Origin of the sequence: Cellulosimicrobium funkei, assembly GCF_001019615.1 — a bacterium.
Classification (GTDB): Bacteria; Actinomycetota; Actinomycetes; order Actinomycetales; family Cellulomonadaceae; genus Cellulosimicrobium; species Cellulosimicrobium cellulans_E.
In genome coordinates this window covers 360,830-378,094 of sequence record NZ_JNBQ01000003.1, presented here as the reverse complement: position 1 = coordinate 378,094, position 17,265 = coordinate 360,830, and the positions used below count along the sequence as shown (strand labels likewise).

The 17,265-nt window shown below is 75.0% G+C and carries 15 protein-coding genes and 3 tRNA genes; 7 read left to right on the top strand and 11 right to left on the bottom strand.

Annotated features, from left to right (window positions below):
* A partial coding sequence (locus FB00_RS06140) for an efflux RND transporter periplasmic adaptor subunit (RefSeq protein WP_047231936.1) occupies nt 1–1,457 on the top strand: 1,457 nt, incomplete at its 5' end.
* Nucleotides 1,458–1,617: 160 nt separating this feature from the next.
* Nucleotides 1,618–2,331: an anaerobic ribonucleoside-triphosphate reductase activating protein gene (locus tag FB00_RS06135; protein WP_047231935.1), complete on the top strand. Its 714-nt coding sequence runs from the start codon at nt 1,618–1,620 to the stop codon at nt 2,329–2,331.
* Nucleotides 2,332–2,408: 77 nt separating this feature from the next.
* Here FB00_RS06135 and FB00_RS06130 read toward each other — a convergent pair whose 3' ends face one another.
* Nucleotides 2,409–3,032 carry a GyrI-like domain-containing protein gene (locus tag FB00_RS06130; RefSeq protein WP_047231934.1) on the bottom strand — a complete coding sequence of 208 codons (624 nt, stop codon included), beginning with the start codon at nt 3,030–3,032 and terminating at the stop codon, nt 2,409–2,411.
* Nucleotides 3,033–3,409: 377 nt separating this feature from the next.
* Here FB00_RS06130 and FB00_RS06125 point away from each other — a divergent pair, with 377 nt between their 5' ends.
* Nucleotides 3,410–3,631 carry a hypothetical protein gene (locus tag FB00_RS06125; RefSeq protein ID WP_047231933.1) on the top strand — a complete coding sequence of 74 codons (222 nt, stop codon included), beginning with the start codon at nt 3,410–3,412 and terminating at the stop codon, nt 3,629–3,631.
* A 42-nt stretch (nt 3,632–3,673) separates the two neighbouring features.
* On the opposite strand, the gene FB00_RS06120 is transcribed toward FB00_RS06125, so the two are convergent.
* The 3 genes from FB00_RS06120 to FB00_RS06110 all read right to left on the bottom strand — a co-directional run bounded on the left by FB00_RS06120 (nt 3,674) and on the right by FB00_RS06110 (nt 5,560).
* A complete protein-coding gene (locus FB00_RS06120; protein ID WP_052877485.1) occupies nt 3,674–4,705 on the bottom strand; it encodes an alpha/beta fold hydrolase in 1,032 nt (343 codons plus the stop codon).
* A gap of 38 nt (nt 4,706–4,743) precedes the next feature.
* Nucleotides 4,744–5,352 carry a TetR/AcrR family transcriptional regulator gene (locus FB00_RS06115; protein WP_047231932.1) on the bottom strand — a complete coding sequence of 203 codons (609 nt, stop codon included), beginning with the start codon at nt 5,350–5,352 and terminating at the stop codon, nt 4,744–4,746.
* Between the two features lie 135 nt (nt 5,353–5,487).
* Nucleotides 5,488–5,560 (bottom strand) — tRNA-Arg (locus tag FB00_RS06110).
* Nucleotides 5,561–5,790: 230 nt separating this feature from the next.
* Between FB00_RS06110 and FB00_RS06105 the strand changes: the two genes are divergently transcribed.
* Together FB00_RS06105 and FB00_RS06100 are read left to right on the top strand one after the other, a co-directional pair.
* Nucleotides 5,791–6,717: an ABC transporter ATP-binding protein gene (locus tag FB00_RS06105; protein WP_082141039.1), complete on the top strand. Its 927-nt coding sequence runs from the start codon at nt 5,791–5,793 to the stop codon at nt 6,715–6,717.
* Nucleotides 6,714–8,087, top strand: a complete 1,374-nt coding sequence (locus FB00_RS06100) for a hypothetical protein (RefSeq protein ID WP_047231931.1) — start codon at nt 6,714–6,716, stop codon at nt 8,085–8,087. Before FB00_RS06105 ends, FB00_RS06100 begins: the two co-directional genes overlap by 4 nt.
* Nucleotides 8,088–8,197: 110 nt before the next feature.
* On the opposite strand, the gene FB00_RS06095 is transcribed toward FB00_RS06100, so the two are convergent.
* Together FB00_RS06095 and FB00_RS06090 are read right to left on the bottom strand one after the other, a co-directional pair.
* Nucleotides 8,198–8,286: transfer RNA gene (locus tag FB00_RS06095), tRNA-Ser, on the bottom strand.
* Between the two features lie 102 nt (nt 8,287–8,388).
* On the bottom strand, nt 8,389–9,666 hold the full coding sequence (locus tag FB00_RS06090) for a threonine/serine ThrE exporter family protein (protein ID WP_047231930.1): 1,278 nt from the start codon (nt 9,664–9,666) through the stop codon (nt 8,389–8,391).
* A gap of 131 nt (nt 9,667–9,797) precedes the next feature.
* Between FB00_RS06090 and FB00_RS21945 the strand changes: the two genes are divergently transcribed.
* On the top strand, nt 9,798–9,956 hold the full coding sequence (locus FB00_RS21945) for a hypothetical protein (RefSeq protein WP_156186312.1): 159 nt from the start codon (nt 9,798–9,800) through the stop codon (nt 9,954–9,956).
* A 45-nt stretch (nt 9,957–10,001) separates the two neighbouring features.
* On the opposite strand, the gene FB00_RS06085 is transcribed toward FB00_RS21945, so the two are convergent.
* The 5 genes from FB00_RS06085 to FB00_RS20985 all read right to left on the bottom strand — a co-directional run bounded on the left by FB00_RS06085 (nt 10,002) and on the right by FB00_RS20985 (nt 16,031).
* Nucleotides 10,002–10,086: transfer RNA gene (locus tag FB00_RS06085), tRNA-Ser, on the bottom strand.
* A 102-nt stretch (nt 10,087–10,188) separates the two neighbouring features.
* Nucleotides 10,189–10,821, bottom strand: a complete 633-nt coding sequence (locus FB00_RS06080) for a GTP-binding protein (RefSeq protein ID WP_047231929.1) — start codon at nt 10,819–10,821, stop codon at nt 10,189–10,191.
* Between the two features lie 388 nt (nt 10,822–11,209).
* Nucleotides 11,210–11,596 carry a DUF742 domain-containing protein gene (locus tag FB00_RS06075; protein WP_031317001.1) on the bottom strand — a complete coding sequence of 129 codons (387 nt, stop codon included), beginning with the start codon at nt 11,594–11,596 and terminating at the stop codon, nt 11,210–11,212.
* A gap of 34 nt (nt 11,597–11,630) precedes the next feature.
* On the bottom strand, nt 11,631–12,080 hold the full coding sequence (locus FB00_RS06070; RefSeq protein ID WP_024839165.1) for a roadblock/LC7 domain-containing protein: 450 nt from the start codon (nt 12,078–12,080) through the stop codon (nt 11,631–11,633).
* A gap of 36 nt (nt 12,081–12,116) precedes the next feature.
* Nucleotides 12,117–16,031: a nitrate- and nitrite sensing domain-containing protein gene (locus FB00_RS20985; protein WP_197088757.1), complete on the bottom strand. Its 3,915-nt coding sequence runs from the start codon at nt 16,029–16,031 to the stop codon at nt 12,117–12,119.
* 231 nt (nt 16,032–16,262) lie between these two features.
* Between FB00_RS20985 and FB00_RS06060 the strand changes: the two genes are divergently transcribed.
* The gene (locus tag FB00_RS06060) at nt 16,263–17,240 is read left to right on the top strand and encodes an NAD(P)H-quinone oxidoreductase (protein ID WP_047231928.1); all 978 of its coding nucleotides are present in this window, start codon (nt 16,263–16,265) and stop codon (nt 17,238–17,240) included.
* Nucleotides 17,241–17,265 lie beyond the last annotated feature (25 nt).

Genomic DNA, 17,265 nt, shown 5'->3' with positions numbered 1-17,265 from the left:
TGGTCGTCGGCACCGCGAGCACCGGCGAGACGCGCGCCGTGTCCGTGGACGCGAGCAGCACCGACGCACCGGAGCGGGCGGTCACCGCCGCGCGCGACGCGCTCTCCGCGGCGCAGGCGGACGTGCAGGCGGCGCAGGACGCCCTGCTCGCCGGGTACGCGTCCGTCGAGGACGCGGTGCTCGCCGGCACGACGGCGCTCGGCGCCTCGGGGGCGGCCGTCGAGGCTGCGACGGGCGACCAGGGCGCGTGCGCCGTCGTCCTCGGTGCCGACGCCGGTGCGGCGGCCACCGCCGACGACCTCGCCGCGTGCGCCGCGGCGGTCCTCGCCGCGCAGGAGGCGCTGGTCGCGACCGACGCCGCCCAGCGGACGACGGGCTCCGCGCAGGGCGTGCTCGTCGACCTCGTCGCCGACCTGGACGACACCGTCGCCACGCTCGGCGAGCGGTCCGTCGCGCTCGACGCCGCGGTCCAGGCCCTCCTCGACGCGCAGGAGGCGGGGTCCGGGGCCGGGAGCACCGGCGGGACCGGCGACTCCGGGGGCTCCCCGACGACGCCCGGCGCGGCGCCGGGAGGCACGTCGGGCGGCTCGTCGGGCGGTAGCGAACAGCCCTCCGCGGGCTCCGCGCCGTCGGGGAGCGGTACGACCGGGCGCGCGACGTCGTCGGGCACCGTCACGGCCGAGCGCATCCTGGCCGACCGCGCCGCCGTGACGGTCGCGGAGCGGCAGGTGGACGTCGCGGAGGCCGCCGCCGTCGCGGGCACGCTCACCGCACCGATCGCCGGGACCGTGGCGCAGGTCGACGTTGCCGCCGGGACGTCGGTCGGCACGAGCGACGCCGCGGTGACGATCCTCGGCGACGGCGGGTACGTGCTGTCGTCCACGCTCGACCTCGCGGACGTGAAGGTCGTGGCTGTCGGGCAGCCCGTCACGGCGACCGTCCCGGCGACCGGCGCCGCGTACACGGGGACGGTGAGCAGCGTCGCGGTGCTCAGCGACTCGCAGACCTCGACCCCGTCCTACGCGGCGACCGTCGCGCTCGACCCCGTCGACGGCGAGCTGCCGGAGGGCGCGTCCGCGGCCGCCACGATCGCCGTCGCCGCGGTGGACGACGTGCTCGTCGTGCCCACGTCCGCCGTGGCGTCCGACGGGTCGGCGCGCACGGTCCGGGTGCTCGACGGCGCCGAGGTGCGCACCGTGACCGTGACGACGGGCGCCGTGGGGCCGGAGCTCACCGAGATCACGGACGGTCTCTCGGCCGGCGACGAGGTCGTGCTCGCGGACCTCGCCCAGCAGCTCGTCCAGGACGACGACGAGTCGTCGGGGCTGACCGGGCTCGGCTCGGACGGGTCGGACGCGCGCGGGGGCTTCCCGGGCGGGGACGTCCCCGGCGGAGGCTTTCCCGGCGGCGGGTTCCCGCAGGGCGGCGGCGGGTTCGGCGGTCCGCCGTCGGGCTGAGCGCCGCGGCCCAGGGACGCCGTCGGTGCGCCGGGCAGGTCGGGACCTTGGACCGGTCCGGCGCACCGTGCGGCGGCGCTACGTTCGAGGTCCTGGCAGCGCGGCGGGCGACCCCGACCCGTCGGACTGCCGGGCCGTCGTGCGTCGGAAGGAGCCGCCGATGACCCGCCCGGGCCTCGTGGTCGCCGGACTGAACCGGCTGTCCGTCACGGACTGGCCCGGGCGGCGGGTCGCCACGGTCCTCACGCAGGGCTGCCCGTGGCACTGCGGGTACTGCCACCACCCGGGCCTGTGCGCGGTCGCCGCTCACGGGTCGCCGCCGCCCGGCGACGCGGTCCCGTGGTCCGAGGTCGTCGCGTTCCTCGCCCCGCGCCGGCGGCTGCTCGACGGCGTCGTCTTCTCGGGCGGCGAGCCGACCCTCCACCCCGGCCTGCTCGGCGCGATCGACGACGTGCGCGGCCTCGGCCTCGACGTCGGGCTGCACACCGCCGGGCCGTGGCCGGCCCGGCTCGCCCGGCTCCTGCCGTTCGTGGACTGGGTCGGGCTCGACATCAAGCACCTGCCCTCGCGCTACCCCGTCGTGACGGGGACGATCCCGTCCGGGCGCCGCGCGTTCGAGGCGCTGACCGTGCTGCTGCGCTCCGGCGTCGACCACGAGGTGCGCACCACCGTCGACCCGAGCGTGCACTCCCGCACCGAGCTCCTCGCGCTCGGCACGCACCTGCGCCGCCTCGGGGTGCGCGAGTGGGTGCTCCAGGAGGCCGTGCCCGACGGAGCGGCCGCCGCGTGGACCCGCACGCTCGCAGGCCGTCGCCTCGCCGACGTGCTCGACGACACCGACCTCGCCTGGGCACGTCGCCGCTCGGCCGCGTGAGGGCCGGAGGTCGGCGGTTCGTCGGCGGGTCGGCGGCGGGTCGGCGGCGGGTCGGCGGCGGGTCGGCGCGTCGAACGTCAGGCCGGGCGGACGGGCTGGCGCAGCACGGTGCGCAGCCTCGCCGGGGCCGTGCGCCGCACGTCGCTCAGGTAGATCTCGTGGTGCGGCCCGGCGAACGTCAGCCCGTGCTCGGGCAGGTAGACGTCGTGCAGCTCCGCGAGCACCGGCCCCTCGTCGTCGTACGACCCGACGTGCAGGGTCTGCACGGACCGGCCCTCGGTGAGGCTCGTGCGCCGCACGAGGTCGAGCGCGGCCGGGGCGTCCTTCTTCGCGCGGACCGTCTCCGTGGCCGCGACGACGAGGTCCTCGTCCACCCAGTCCGGCTGGAGCACCAGCAGCGTCCAGCGCCACGCGGCCTTCTCCCGCCGCACGAACGTGCCCGGGTCCTCGGCCGTCCACAGGCCCTCCAGCGGTCCGACGACGTAGTCACGCCCCTCCCGCTTGCTCGCGAACTTCACCGCGTAGGAGACGGAGAAGAGCGCCTCGACCGCCGCCGCGTAGGCGGGCGAGGAGTTCGGGTCGCCCTCGCCGTCGACCGCGAGGTAGGCGAGCGTCGGCACGTCCACCTCGACGAACCGGCCTCGCGGCGGGGCGTACAGCTCGCGGTACAGCGCCTTGAGGTCCACCTTGTCCGAGGGCATGGCCCGACGCTACCCGCCGCCCCCGACGACGGCCGCCCGTGCCTCTCCTCGCCTCCCGGACCGCGACGCGATCACCACCGGCACGGACGGCGCTGGCGCGCCCGTCCGGCGACTGGTATCCACACGGTGTGACCGCCTCGCCGCCCCCCTACCCGCAGCAGGACCCCCGCGCCGGGTACCCGCCGCCACACCCCGCTCCGGGTCCGCCCCCGCACGCCCACCCGGGACACCCTGGACAGGGAAACTCGCAGCCGGGGTACCCGCCGCCAGGATCGGCGGACGCGGGCTACCCTCCACTGCCGCCGATCCCGCCGGCAGCGTTCACGCGCCGGTACCGGACGACGGCGTGGGCTCTGATCTGGGTTCCGGTCGCGCTCATGGTCGCGGCGGCGGTCCTCAGCATCGTCCTCCTCGCGTACGCCGACAGCGACCCGTCGCGGAACTCCGCCGCGGGCTACCTGGCGATCGTCGTCTGGGGCGTCATGCTCGTCGGCGGGCCCGTGCTGCTCGGGGCGTTCATCCCGGGCTGCGTGATGCTCTCGCGCTCGAACCGTGCCCGCGCCCTCACGCGGGCCACGGGCTACCAGCCTCCCGTCTGACGCGGGGTCGCGCTCGTCCCGGCGACCGGGACGACGAGCCGCTCAGACCCCGCGGCGCGCGAGGTCGTGCTCGACGGGCTCGTCGGGGCGTACCGGCGTCACGTAGCCCACGACGGCGCGCACGACCTCGGGGTCGCGCAGCAGGCGGTGGTGCCCGAGCCCCTCGGTCGTGAGCAGCTCGCCCTCCGGCCAGGCCGCGGCGAGCGCCGCGCCGACCGGGTACGGGACCTCCTTGTCCGCGCGGTCGTGCACGACGAGCGCGGGCGGGACCGGGTGGGACCGCAGCGTCTCGCGCACGTCCAGCTCGGCCAGCGGACGCCCGGCGACGTCGGAGATCAGGCCCTGGAGCAGCCCGCGGGTCGGGCGCGAGAGCCGGAGCAGGTCGGCGAAGCCGTCGAGCTCGCCCAGCACGTCCGCGATCGCCGCGACGAGCACGAGCCGCTCCACGGGCAGCCCGTCACGGACCGCGAGGACGGTCGTCGCGGTGCCGAGCGAGTGCGCGACGACCGCCGTCGCGTCGCCGTGCTCGCGCACCACCGCGGCGAGGGCGTCCGCGAGCTCCGGCATCGTGCTGCGCCGCGGACCGAGACGGCCGGGACCCGAGTCGCCGTGGCTCGGCGCGTCGAAGGCGACGACGCGGTAGCCGGCGGCCCGCAGGGGCTCGACGAACGCGCCGAGCTGGCCGCGCCACCCGCCCCACCCGTGGGTCAGGTAGACGACTCCGACCTCGGCGGGCGAGCCGCTCGCCGTCGGGCCACCGTCACGACCCGTCCGCTCCTCGCCGCCGGCTCCGGCCGCGGCCCACGTCTCGACGACGACGCGTGCTCCGGCGTCGGTCGTCACCGTGGTGAGCGTGCCGGGGGTGGTGCGGTCGTCCCGACGTCGCCCGGCGCCGTCGGGCGGGCTGCACCACAGGTCGAGCGCGAGGCGCGCGGCACGGCGCGGCGAGACCGCCTGGAGCGCGGCGAGGCGCGCGCGGACGAGCGCGAGCTGGAGAGCGGCCTTGCGCCGCCGTGCCGCCCGACGGCGGTCGGCACGAACGGTCGTGCTTTTCTGCGAGCCTGAGACGCCCACGGGAGGTTCCTCTCGGTCGGTGGTGCAGACGGGTGCGGTCAGCGGACGGGGGCCGGCGCCGGTGTGCGCGCCGCGTCGAGCAAGGCCTCGAACGCACGCCGGGCACGCTCCTCGGCGAGCGGGTCGGCCATGAAGACGTGCGCGTGGTTCACCCCGAGCATGACGCCGTAGAGGTCGGAGGCGAACTGCTCCGGGTCGACGTCGGCGCGGAAGCCACCCTCCGCGACGCACGTGCGGAAGACCTGCGCGACGACGTCGCACAGGTCGCGGTGGTCACGCACGAGCTGGTCCCGGACGGGGCCCTGTTGCGCGGAGAGCTCGGTCGCCGCCTTGACGAACAGGCACCCGCCGGGGTCCTGGCGCAGGTCGCACGCGAGCCACCCCTCGAACAGCGCCCGCATCCGCGGCTCGCCGCGCGGGGTGCGCAGCGCGGGGGCGACCACCGTGTCGATGAACTCGGCGCGCGCCTGGCCGAGCACCGCGAGCTGGAGCGACTCCTTGGAGCGGAAGTGCGCGTACAGGCCGGACTTCGACATGCCCGTGGCCGACGCGAGCTCGCCGATGGTGAGACCGGTCAGGCCGACGCGGTACGCGGCCTCCACGCCACGGTGCAGGATCGCCTGCCGCGTCTCGTCGCCCTTGGTCACCCGGCGAACGTAGCACGATCGTGCGGAAACCGGGAGACCTCTGCCCGCGGCCCCGCGCCCGACACCGGCTGTGCACCGAGCCGACAGGAACGACGAACGGCCCCACCCGTGCGGGTGAGGCCGTTCGTCATGATGTGCGCCCGAAGGGATTCGAACCCCCAACCTTCTGATCCGTAGTCAGATGCTCTATCCGTTGAGCTACGGGCGCCGGTCCTGCGTGACCGCTGATCGCTCACCGGCCGTCGAGAACACTACCGTGTCCCCGCCCCGAACCCAAACCGATCCGGCCCCGGAGGGCCCGGGGTGACGGACGCCACGCCGTGCGACCCTCGCCGCACCCGACGCGCCGGGCGGTCCCCCCAGGGTCGGACACGGGCTTCTCGACGTCCCGTCCCCAGCCCGACGCGGCGGGACCGGCCGCCGTCGGACGATCGATCCATGACGTTCACCGGCCCCTCCCCTGCCCCCGGCGGCTCGCCCCTCGTCGCGAGCGCGCTCACCAAGGTCTACGGCTCCGCCCAGACCGCGACGCACGCCCTCGCGGGCGTGAACCTCACGGTCCACCCGGGCGAGTCGGTCGCGATCATGGGCCCGTCCGGGTCCGGCAAGACGACCCTTCTGCACGTCCTCGCGGGCATCATCACCCCGACGTCCGGCTCGGTGTCGTGGCGAGGTGAGGACGTGACGACGCTCTCTGAGGCGCGTCGCACGGTCCTGCGCCGCCAGGACTTCGGTTTCGTCTTCCAGTCCGGACAGCTCCTGCCCGAGCTGCCCGCGGTCGAGAACGCGGCCCTGCCGCTCATGCTCGCGGGTACGGCGCGCACGGAGGCCACGGCCGTCGCCGCGCGGTGGCTCGCGCACCTCGGCCTCGCCGGGATGGAGCAGCGCCGCCCGGGCGAGCTCTCCGGCGGTCAGGCCCAGCGCGTCGCGATCGCGCGCGCGCTCGTCGGGTCGCCCGGCGTCGTCTTCGCCGACGAGCCCACCGGCGCGCTCGACCAGTCGACCGGTGCCGAGGTGCTCGACGTGCTCACGCGCGCCACCCGCGACTCCGGCGCCGCGCTCGTCGTCGTCACGCACGACGCGGGCGTCGCGCGCCACTGCTCGCGCACCGTGACGATGCGCGACGGGCGCATCTCCGGCGAGTTCTTCGCGCCCGGGGCCCAGCCCGCGCCGGGCGCGGGGCAGCAGTCCGTGGCGAGCTCCGCCGTCGGGCAGCCCGCTCCCCTGCCGCCGGCGCCGCCCGCCGCCCCGTACGACGCTGCCACCCAGGCCGCGATGGCCGCTCACCCCGCCGCGGGGTACGCGTCCGGCGGTCCGGCCGCGCCCACCACCCCCACCGCATCGAGCCAGGAGAGCACGCGATGAGGACCGTCGACCTCTGGTGGCTCCTGCGCCGCCGCAGCGCCGACGAGCGCGACCCGCAGGGCCTGACGAACGTCCTCGCGATCATCGCCTTCGGCGTGACGACGGCGATCCTGCTCGTCGTCATGGGCGGCTTCCACGCGTTCCTCGAGCGCGCCGGCGGCATCGACGGCATGCGCGAGGGCATGGACTCGGCCATCACCCCGTACGCCACGCAGTACCCGCTCCTCGCGGGCGTCGCGTCGCTCCTGCTCCTCATCCCGCTCGTGACGCTCGGTGCGGCAGCCGCGCGCCTCGCCGTCGCGCGCCGGGACGCCCGCCTCGCGGCGCTGCGCCTCGCGGGGGCGACGACGGGCCAGGTCACCACCCTCACCGCCCTCGACGCCGCCGCGCAGGCCGTGATCGGCGCGCTCGCCGGCCTGCTCGGCTACGGCGCGCTGCTGCCCCTCGTCGCGCAGCTCCGCTTCCAGGGACGCACGTTCGCGATCGGCGAGCTCTGGGTGGGGGTCCCCGCGCTGCTCGGCGCGGTCGTGCTCGTCGTCGCGATCGCGCTCGTCTCCGCGCTCGTCAGCCTGCGCCGCGTCGCGATCACGCCGCTCGGCGTCGCGGCCCGCGTCACGCCGCCCGGGCTCAAGGCCGTCCGGCTGCTGTCGATGGGCGTCGCGTTCGTCGCGCTGATCGTCGCGACGAACCTGTCCTTCGGGTCCGTGGCGGTCGTCCTGACCGTCCTCACCGTCATCCTGCTGGTCGGCTTCGCGACGGTGAACGTCGTGGGACCGTTCGTCATCTGGCTCGTGGGCAAGATGACGGCCGGGAGCGCACGACGCGTGCCGACGCTGCTCGCCGGGCGGCGGATCGTGGACAACCCGAAGACCGCGTGGCGCTCCGTCGGCGGGGTCGCGCTCGCGACGTTCATCGCGGGACTGACGAGCATCTTCGCGCTCCTCGACCCCGGCCTCGGCGCCGACCCGGACGAGGTGCAGTACCTCACCGACATGAAGACCGGCGGGTTCCTCACCCTCGCCATCGCGGGCGTGCTCGCCGCCGTCTCGACGGGCGTCATGCAGGCGGGACGCGTCATCGACCAGCGCAACGAGTACCGCACGCTCGTCCTGTCCGGGACGGACCTGCGCACGCTCGACCAGGCGCGGTTCCGCGAGACGCTCGTCCCGCTCGTCGTGAGCGTCGGCGTCTCGACGTTCGCCGCGCTGCTGTTCATGGTCCCGGTGATCGGTCTCAACGCGTTCGCGAACGTCGAGGTCGTCATGCAGTTCCTGCTGTGCGTGGCGGCGGCGTCAGCCCTCGTGCTCGCCGGGGCCGGTGCCTCACGGTTCGTCGTGCGGTCCGCGCTCGCGACCACGGGGAGCGCGTAGCCACCCCGTACGTGTCAGCGCCCCGCGGGTCTCCGGACTCGTGGGGCGCTGACGGCGCTCCACGGGCAACAGAAAAGGCCCCGGGCGCTGAGCACCGGGACCTTCCTGAGCGGAGACGGAGGGATTTGAACCCTCGAACGGATTGCTCCGTTACCACCTTAGCAGGGTGGCGCACTAGACCTGACTATGCGACGTCTCCTCGCAGGCTCGACGGGAGAGCCTGCGTCGCCCAGGGTACAAGGGCGCCGCCGCGAGACCAAACCGCCGGTTCCGACGGCGTCGCGCACCCCTGTCCGAGCGCCTAGCGCTCGAACGTCCACTCGCGGTCCGTCAGCATGCGGGCCACGGCGAGGCCGATCGCGAGCGCGACGATGACCAGCCCGGCCTCGACGGCGTAGGCGAGCGCCTGCGCCGTCGCGCCGGTGTTGAACTCGTACACCGCCCGGTACGCCGTGACCCCCGGGACCATGATGACGACCGCCGGGACCGACACCGTGATGCGCGGGACGCGCAGCGCCGGGGCGACCGTGGCCGCGAGCAGGCCCACGAGCAGCGCGGCCGCCGCCGCGGCCGCCTGAGGCACGACGTCGGCGTCCACGAGGAGCAGCCGCCCGACGTTCGCGACCATGCCGATCGACGCGGCCCCGAGCGCCATGGCCCACGGGCTGTTGAACATCAGGGCGAACCCGAGCACCCCGAGGAAGCTCGCGACGCTCCGCAGGCCGAGGAACAGCGGCTCCGCGAGACCGGGCGGCGGCACCGGGTCCGGGGTGAGCCCCGCCGCGGCCGACACGCCCCACACGGCCAGCGCGGCCGAGGCGAGGATCATGAGCGCGTAGGTCACCCGGGCGACCCCGGCGGAGAAGTCGAGCTTGGCGAGGTCGAGCGCCCCCGTGACGAGGGCGAACCCGGGCACGAGGAAGAGCACCGCGGAGACGTACCCGGCCTCGTGCCCGCCGTCGACGCCCGCGAGCGCCGACAGCGCCAGGACGAGGACCAGGTAGGCGAGGCTCGCGACCGCCGCCGCGAGCATCGTCACGCCGAACTGGTTGATCCCGCGGTGCAGCATCGCGCGCCGCACGCCCTGGCCCAGCGCCGCGGCGACGAGCACCGCGCCGCACTCGACCAGGCCGCCGTTGTTGAGGAACGCGAAGGCCGCGCACGCGATCCCCGCCCACAGGGCGTTCAGGAGAGCGCCGTACAGCGGTGGCCGGCGCGCGATCCGGTCGAGCTCCGCGTCCACGGCGTCGAGGTCGGCGCCGGCCGGCAGGGCCGCGGAGAACCGCTCGAGCTGCGCCAGGCGGTCGGCGTTGATCCCGATGGACCGGACCTCGGTGAGCTCGGTGCGGAAGATCGGGCCCCGGTACGACGTCGCGGTGATCTCCGTGAGCGTCACGTGGGCGGCGATGTGGTCGAGCCCCAGCGCCCTCGCCGCACGGGTCATGTGCGACTTCACGCGATAGCTGCCCGTGCCGGCGGAGAGCGCGAGGCGGCCGATCCGCAGCACGGTGCCCGACCGGCGGATGAGGTCGACGGGCTCGAGACCGGCTTCGTCGGCCGGGGAGGGCTCAGGCGTCACGAGGCCATGATCCCGTAGGTCCGCGCGCGCGGCACGCGCCGAAGGTCCCTCCGCATCGGGGCTGCGGGCCACGGTCGCCGCGGTACGGTCTGGCCATGGTCACGGGGCGCGCGACTCGAGCGTGAGCGACGGTGCCGCAGTGGTCCACCAACGTCGCCCTCGACCCGAACGACGGTCCGGTCGACGAGATCGACGGGTGGTCGCCGGTCAGCCCCTGCACGTTCGATCTCGCGGTCGTCGGGACCGCGGCGGACCGGACGCTCGCCGTGCTGGACGTGGACGAGGACTGACAGCTCGACGCGGGGCACCGGTCTCCCGGTACCCCGCGTCGAAAGCGGAGGGCGAGGGATTCGAACCCCCGGTGCGTTGCCGCACAACGGTTTTCAAGACCGTCACATTAGGCCGCTCTGTCAGCCCTCCCGGCGAGCCATTGTGGCACGCCCCGGCCGGGCACGACGACGGCGGACCGCCCCGAGGAGGGCGGCCCGCCGTCGTGCGGTCGTGCGGGGTACCGACGCGTCGTCAGGCGGCGCCGCGGAGCTGGCGCATCGCGAGCTGGACCAGCGCGATGAGCGTCTGCTTGGTCGCCGCCCGCGAGCGGGCGTCCGTGTAGAGCATGGGCACGTGCGCGGGGATCTGCAGCGCCTCGCGCACGTCCTCGAGCTTGTGCTTGGCCACGCCGTCGAAGCAGTTCACGCCCACGACGAACGGGATGTTGCGCGACTCGAAGTAGTCGATCGCCGGGAAGCACTGCTCGAGGCGGTCGGTGTCCACCAGCACGACGGCGCCGATCGCACCGCGGACCAGGTCGTCCCACATGAAGAGGAAGCGGTCCTGGCCCGGCGTGCCGAACAGGTACAGCCACAGGTTGCCCGGGAGCGACACGCGGCCGAAGTCCATCGCGACGGTGGTCGTCGTCTTGCGGTCGGACACGCCGCCCGCGTCGTCGACGCCGACCGAGTGCTCCGTCATCGCAGCCTCGGTGTTGAGCGGCTCGACGTCGGAGATCGACCCGATGAACGTCGTCTTCCCGACGGCGAACCCGCCGGCGACGACGATCTTGACGACCGTCGGCGCCGTCCGTGCGGTCGCCGCGGCTGCTGCGGGCTGCGCTGCCGGGGGCTGCGCCGCGGCGGTCGGCTGCGCCGGCGCCACGGAGGGGGCGGGCCGTGCCGGGACGGCGGGCTGCGCGGCGGCGGCAGGCTGCGCCGGGGCGGCAGGTTGCGCCGGGGCGGCAGGCTGCGCCGGAGCAGTGGGCTGCGCGGCCGCGACGGGCTGTGGCGCGGTACGTGGCTGAGCGGCTGCCTGAGCGGCCGGGGCCGCCGTCGTCGGAGCGGGGGCCGAGACCGTCGGCGCCGACTGCGGCGCAGGTGCCGCCGGCGTGGCGGGACGCGCCGGGACGGCAGCCGCCGGAGCCTGGGTGGGCACGCCGACGGGCGCGCTCACCGGTGCCCACGCGGTCTGACGGACCGCCGACTGGCTACCGGGCACACCCCCGATCACCCCGGACGGCTGCCCTGCCTGCGGCGCGCTGCCCGAGCCGTCAGAGGGTGGAAATGCCATTGAGAACACTCTCCAAGACGCTCAGGGACAGACCCGAGTGGTTGCTGCCGTGACCCGTGTGGACGTTCAGCGGGGTCGACGTGTGGACGGTGATGTAGTTGTCCTCCTGAAGGTCCGCGACGAGCACCTTCGTCACACCGAGCGGGAGGCGCAGGAGCGCGGAGAGCTCGGCGATCGAGACGTACGTGTGCGCGGCGTGCTGGAGGATCGAGCGCTTCTCGGGCGGGAGCCCGAAGCTGTTCACGGCGCCCGGCATGACCTCGACGAGCGCCTCGAGCGGGAGGTCGGACGTGGCGGAGCGCACACGACCACCCGTGACCGCGTACGGGCGGACCGTCGCCGCCTCGTACCCGTCGTGTGCTCCCATGCTGCCGAAAGGTACGTTCGTCATCGATCAGTCCTCATCCCACCGGGGCTCGCGTCGCGCCGTCGACGGGAAGGCTACCCCGCATCTCCGAGATGAGCTGCGGCGTCAGTGTCGCCTCGGTACGGGAGACCAGGAGCGCCATCTCGTAGCCGATGAGGCCGATGTCGCAGTTCGCCTCCGCCACGACGCCGAGGACGGACCCGTTCGAGACGTTCATCAGGAACAGGAACCCGTTGTCCATCTCGATGATGGCCTGGCGGACGTTCCCTCCGTTGAGCTGCCGGGCCGCCCCACGGGTCAGGCTCGACATGCCGGAGACGATCGCCGCGAGCTGGTCACCGCTCGTGCGGTCGAGCTGGTCCGACATCGCCATGAGCAGGCCGTCCGCCGACACCACGAGCGTGTGCCGGCTGCCCGGGACCGTCCGCACGAAGTTGTCGAGCAGCCACCCGAAGTTGGTTGCCTCGGTGCTGAGCGCGTTCACTCTTCCTCCTCGTCAGTTGCCGCAGACGGCATGTCGTCACCGCGCCTGCGGCGCTGAATCAGGGACATAATCCATGGCCTGGGGGGTCCAGGTCGAACTCGTCTCGTCCTGGCCCTCGACACGGCCACGGGCCGTGGCCGACTGGAACGCCGACAGACGGGCCCGGAGCTGCTCCGGGTCACGGTCGATGCGCGCCGTGAAGCGGTCGACGTAGCCCTCGCGCTCCTCGCCCCGCGAGCGTCGGGTCAGGCCTGCCGCCGTCGTGCCGTCGACCTGGAGGGGCTGGTAGATGCCGTCGTTCGGGTCCGCCAAGGTCGCTTCCTGGAAGTCGGTGCTGCCCTGCAGCAGGGTGGACATCTCCTCGTACAGCACCGCGGACGCCATCCAGTCCGACCGCGCCTCGACCGAGTCGGCGATGTACCCGGGCTCCAGGGGCTCGATCGCCTCCCCCACCTGCCGCCGGACGAGCGGTGTCGGCGGTCCGTACCCGACCGCAGCCGGGCTCGGCGCGGCCTCGGGGGCAGCGAAGGACGCCTCGGGCGCCGCGAAGCCGGTGTCCTCGGACGGCACGTCCTGGACCGGGGCGAGCGTGTGCGTCTCCTGCACGGGGGCGGCGAACGGCTCCGGGGCGAACGACGCCGCGGTCGCACCGCCCGCAGGCTGTGCTGCCCGCGGCGCGAACGCCGACGAGCGCGCGGGGGCCTGGTGCTCCTGCGACGGGACCGCCGGGGCCGCGACCGGAGGAGCGGCGACCGCAGAGGCTGCGGGGACGGGCTCCGGCGTCGGGGCTGCCGGAGCCGGAGCTGCGGGAGCTCCGGCGGGGCGTGACGCCAGGGCCTCCGGGGACGGCCCGGCCGGGCGCGCCTGCGGCGTCGCGGTCGTCCGGGGGCGCCGACCGAAGAGACCGCGCTTGCGCGCCTGGCTCTCGCGCAGCGAGCGACGCGTCGGCAGGTCGGCCATCAGCTCCTCGAAGCGGGGGAGCGCTTCGAAGGTGAGCTCCGCGGGGATGTCCTCCGCCGCCTCGGCCTCGTCGCGCGCCGACACGACCGGGACCGCCGCCGCCTCGGAGTCGGCCACGGCGGGCGCCGGGGCCGGGGCAGGGGTCTGCACGTGAGCCGCCGCCGGCTCAGCGGCCGCAGGGGCACGCTCGACCAGCGGGACGCGCGCGACCGTCGCCTCGTCGACGGGCTCGGCCGCGACAGCGGGCACGACCCGGGTCGCGTCGAGCGGCGCGTCGGCCACGGACGACGGTGCCCACGCCTCGGCGGCCGGCTCCGGCGTCCACGCCTGCTCACCGGGCTGCTCGGGTGCCCAGGCGTCAGCAGCCGGCTCCGGCGTCCAGGCCTGCTCGGCGGGCTGCTCCGGCGCCCACGCCTGCTGGGGGGCCCAGGAGTCCGGGGCCGGCGCGACGGCGGGATCCTGCGGCGTCCACACGTCCTGCTGGACCGGGGTGTCGGCCGGGGCCTCGGAGACGAGGGGGATGTCCGTCGCCGTGACGTCCGGGGCGACGGGCAGCTCCACCGGGTTCTCGGTGGCCGGACGGTCGCCGACCGGGCGGAAGCTCGAGAAGAGGGCGCTGCGCGTGCTCACGTCGAGGACGGGGATCTCGGCGGAGACCGGCTCGACGGGGCTCGCGGCCGAGCGCGACCTGCTCGGGAGCGCGGCGCCGGCGTCGGCGACCTCGGCGGGCGGGCTCCACGCCTCGTCCGCCGCCGGGAGCTGCTCCGGCAGCGCAGGCGTGGCGAGCGGGGGCAGGACGATCGCACCGGTCTGGGGACCTGACGCGAAGGACGCGCTCGGCGCCGCGGCGGCCGGGTCGACCGTGCGCGAGCGGCGGCGGGGCATGCCGGTCTGCGTGGTGCCGTCCGTGAGCGCGTCGAGGTCGACGGGCACCGCGGCGGGTGCCTCGGGCTCCACGGTCGGGAACGACGCCGTCGCGGCGGGTGCCGGGATCGACGGACCGGCCGGGGTCGCGACGTCGGCGGCGGGGAGCGCCGGGACGGCGCCCGCGCCGGCGAGCTGCTGGGCCGCCGCCTGCGTGCTCGTCTCGAGCGGGTCCGTCGGCTGCGGGAGCGGCACGTTCGAGTCGGGGACGAAGAGGGCGGCCGGGAAGGACACGACGACCTCGGTCCCCTGGTCGTCGCCGCCCGCGCTGAACCGGACCTTGGCGCCGAGACGGTCGGAGAGGCGACCGACGACGAAGAGGCCCAGGCGCTGCGCGCCGACGACGTCCGACGCCGCGTGCGTCGCGACCTTGCGGTTCGCCTCCGCGATCTCGTCCGGCGTCATCCCGAGACCGTGGTCGCGGACCGTCACGTAGACGAAGTGCTCGTCGCGGCCGGTCGTGACCTCGACCGGCGTGTGCGGCTCCGAGAACATCGTCGCGTTCTCGAGGAGCTCGGCGAGCAGGTGGGCGGCGTTGAGCGCGTTGTGCCCGAGCATGAGCGGGTCGACGACCAGGTTCAGTCGGACGCGGTCGTACAGCTCGATCTCGGAGGACGCCGTACGGATGACGTCCGAGGCCGGCATGGGCTGCCGCACGCGGCGACCCGAGTCGATGCCCGCGAGGACGAGGAGGGACTCCGCGTTGCGGCGCATACGCGTCGCGAGGTGGTCGAGGCGGAAGAGGTTGGACAGCGTGCCCGCGTCCTCCTCGGAGCGCTCGAGGTCGTCGAGGAACGCGAGCTGCCGGTTGAGGAGCACCTGGTCGCGGCGCGCGACGTTGACGAACATCTCCGCGATCGAGCCGCGGAGGGCGGCCTGCTCGCGCGCGACCTTGATGGTCGTCTGGTTCACGTCGTTGAACGCGGTCGCGAGCTGGCCGACCTCGTCCGTGGACTCCACCGTGATGGGTGCCAGGTCGATGCCCGGGCCCTGGCCCGGGACGGCGACCTGCTCGACGAGCCGCGGCAGCTGGTCACGCACGTCCTCGGCCGCGTCGGTGAGGCGCCGCAGCGGGTTGACGATCGCACGGGCGATGAGACCCGCGACGAGGATCGAGGCGATGACCGCCGCGAGGGTCGCGAGGATCGTGACGACCGCGCGGGTCGTCGCCGCACCCGCGAGGTCGGACGCCTTCTCCGCGGTCGCGCTGCGGACGTCGTCGCGCACCGGGCTCGTCTGGTCGCGGTCCGCCTGCGACAGGTCCGGCCACTGCGCGGCCTGGCTGGGAGGCGTCGCCTTGGGCCGGGAGCCCGCGAGGTTCTGTCGGATCTGGTTGTACGTCGCGCCCGGCGGCACCAGTCGGAAGTCTCCCGGGAGCCGTCGGACGGCCGTGCCCGCGCGCGCCGTGAGGGCGTCGCCGTTGGTCACCAGGACCGCGGCCTGCTGGCTCGTCTCGTTGCTCTCCTGGCCGACCTGGGCGGCGGCGAGGACCGCTCCGGCGAGCGGCTGCTCGAGCGCCTGCTGCGCGAGGAGCTCGTCGAGGAGGACGTAGGCGTCGAGGTACTGCGCGAGGGCGCGGTCCGGGGCGGTGTCGGCGAGCGTACGGGGCACGTCGAGCGCTGAGTCGATGAGCGCGTTGTACTGCGAGATGCGCGTGAGCTGGCCGATGGACGACCGGTCGATGGACTGCCGGACCGCCGTCAGGTCGTTCCGGTCCGCGATCGTGTCGGCGACCGCCTCTCGCACGCGCGGGTCGAGCGCCGACGTGTCGAGCCTCTCGTACGCGCGGTCGCGCGCGTCGAGCGCCTTGTCCGTCTTCTCGCGCTGCGCCATCATCTGCGCCTCGCTGTCCTCGGTCCCGGCGTTCGCGTCCAGGAAGGAGTACGTGCGCTCGGCCGCGATCTCGGTCCCCGCCGCGTCCTGCGCCGCGAGCGCACCGACGAGCGCGCTCGTCTGGCTGGCGTCGCGCGCCGACCCGATGGCCTGGGCCGAGATGATCGCGGCGGCCGCGAAGAGGACGAGGACGGGCACCGCGAGAGCCGCAAGGATCTTCCCGCGAACGCTCAACCTGCGGAGCATACGAACCTGCCTCCATCACCCTGGTCCACCCGTTCGGCGGCGCGGTCGGCGCGCGTGGCAGCGGCGCCTCCCGGGCTCCGCTCCCCGGTCGTGCGTACTAACTATCGGTGCACATCCCCCGGACACCTAATCCGCGAGGAGCGTGAACTTTCGCCCCGCTCCCGCGACGCCCCGTCGGCGAACCGGCGCCTCCCGGGCCGTCCGCGTAGTCTCGGCGATGTGCGAGGCGTCACGATATCGGCCCCCGGTGGCCCTGAGAAACTAACGGTTTCCGCGCTCCCTGACCAGACCCCCGGACCGGACGAGCTCGTGGTCCACGTCGCTTCCGCTGGCGTGAACCGCGCTGACCTGCTACAACGCGCCGGATCCTACCCGCCGCCCGCCGGAGCACCGGACTGGCCCGGCCTCGAGGTCTCGGGCACGGTCGCGGCCGTCGGGGAGTCCGTGACGGGATGGTCCGTGGGTGACCGCGTCGTCGCGCTGCTCGACGGCGGCGGCTACGCGGAGCAGGTGCGTGTCCGGTCGACGCAGGTGCTCCCCGTCCCCGACGGCGTGGACCTCGTGGACGCCGCCGCGCTCCCCGAGGCGGCGTGCACGGTGTGGAGCAACGTCGTCGACGTCGGTCGCCTGGCCCCGGACGAGTGGCTGCTCGTGCACGGCGGGTCGGGCGGTGTCGGGACCCTCGCCGTGCAGGTCGGCGCCGCGCTCGGTGCCCGCGTGGCCGTCACCGCCGGCGGGCGCGACCGGGCCGACCGGTGCCTCGCGCTCGGGGCGAGCCTCGCCGTCGACCACCGCGAGGAGGACTTCGTCGCCGCGGTGCGGGACGCCTCCGGCGGGCACGGCGCGGACGTCGTGCTCGACGTCGTCGGCGCCGCCTACCTGCCGCGCAACCTGGAGGTGCTCGCCACGGGCGGGCGCCTGGTCGTCATCGGCATGCAGAAGGGACGACGCGCGGAGCTCGACCTGGGTCTCCTCCTCGCCCGGCGCGCGACCGTGGCCGGGACGACGCTCCGGGCGCGGCCCCCGGCGGAGAAGGCGCGCATCGTGCACGAGGTCCTCACGCACGTCTGGCCGATGGTGGAGGACGGGCGCGTGCGCCCGGTGGTGCACGCACGCCTCCCGCTCGAGGAAGCCGCACGGGCGCACGAGCTGCTCGACTCGGGCGAGGTCTTCGGCAAGGTGCTCCTCGTGCCCTGACCCCGGCCGACCGCACAGGAGAGCG

Coding starts and splice junctions, on each gene's coding strand:
- FB00_RS06135 (WP_047231935.1), top strand. CDS start 1,618: ATGACCCGCCCGGGCCTCGTGGTCGCCGGACTGAACCGGCTGTCCGTC.
- FB00_RS06130 (WP_047231934.1), bottom strand. CDS start 3,032: ATGCCCTCGGACAAGGTGGACCTCAAGGCGCTGTACCGCGAGCTGTAC.
- FB00_RS06125 (WP_047231933.1), top strand. CDS start 3,410: ATGGTCGCGGCGGCGGTCCTCAGCATCGTCCTCCTCGCGTACGCCGAC.
- FB00_RS06105 (WP_082141039.1), top strand. CDS start 5,791: ATGACGTTCACCGGCCCCTCCCCTGCCCCCGGCGGCTCGCCCCTCGTC.
- FB00_RS06100 (WP_047231931.1), top strand. CDS start 6,714: ATGAGGACCGTCGACCTCTGGTGGCTCCTGCGCCGCCGCAGCGCCGAC.
- FB00_RS06075 (WP_031317001.1), bottom strand. CDS start 11,596: ATGGGAGCACACGACGGGTACGAGGCGGCGACGGTCCGCCCGTACGCG.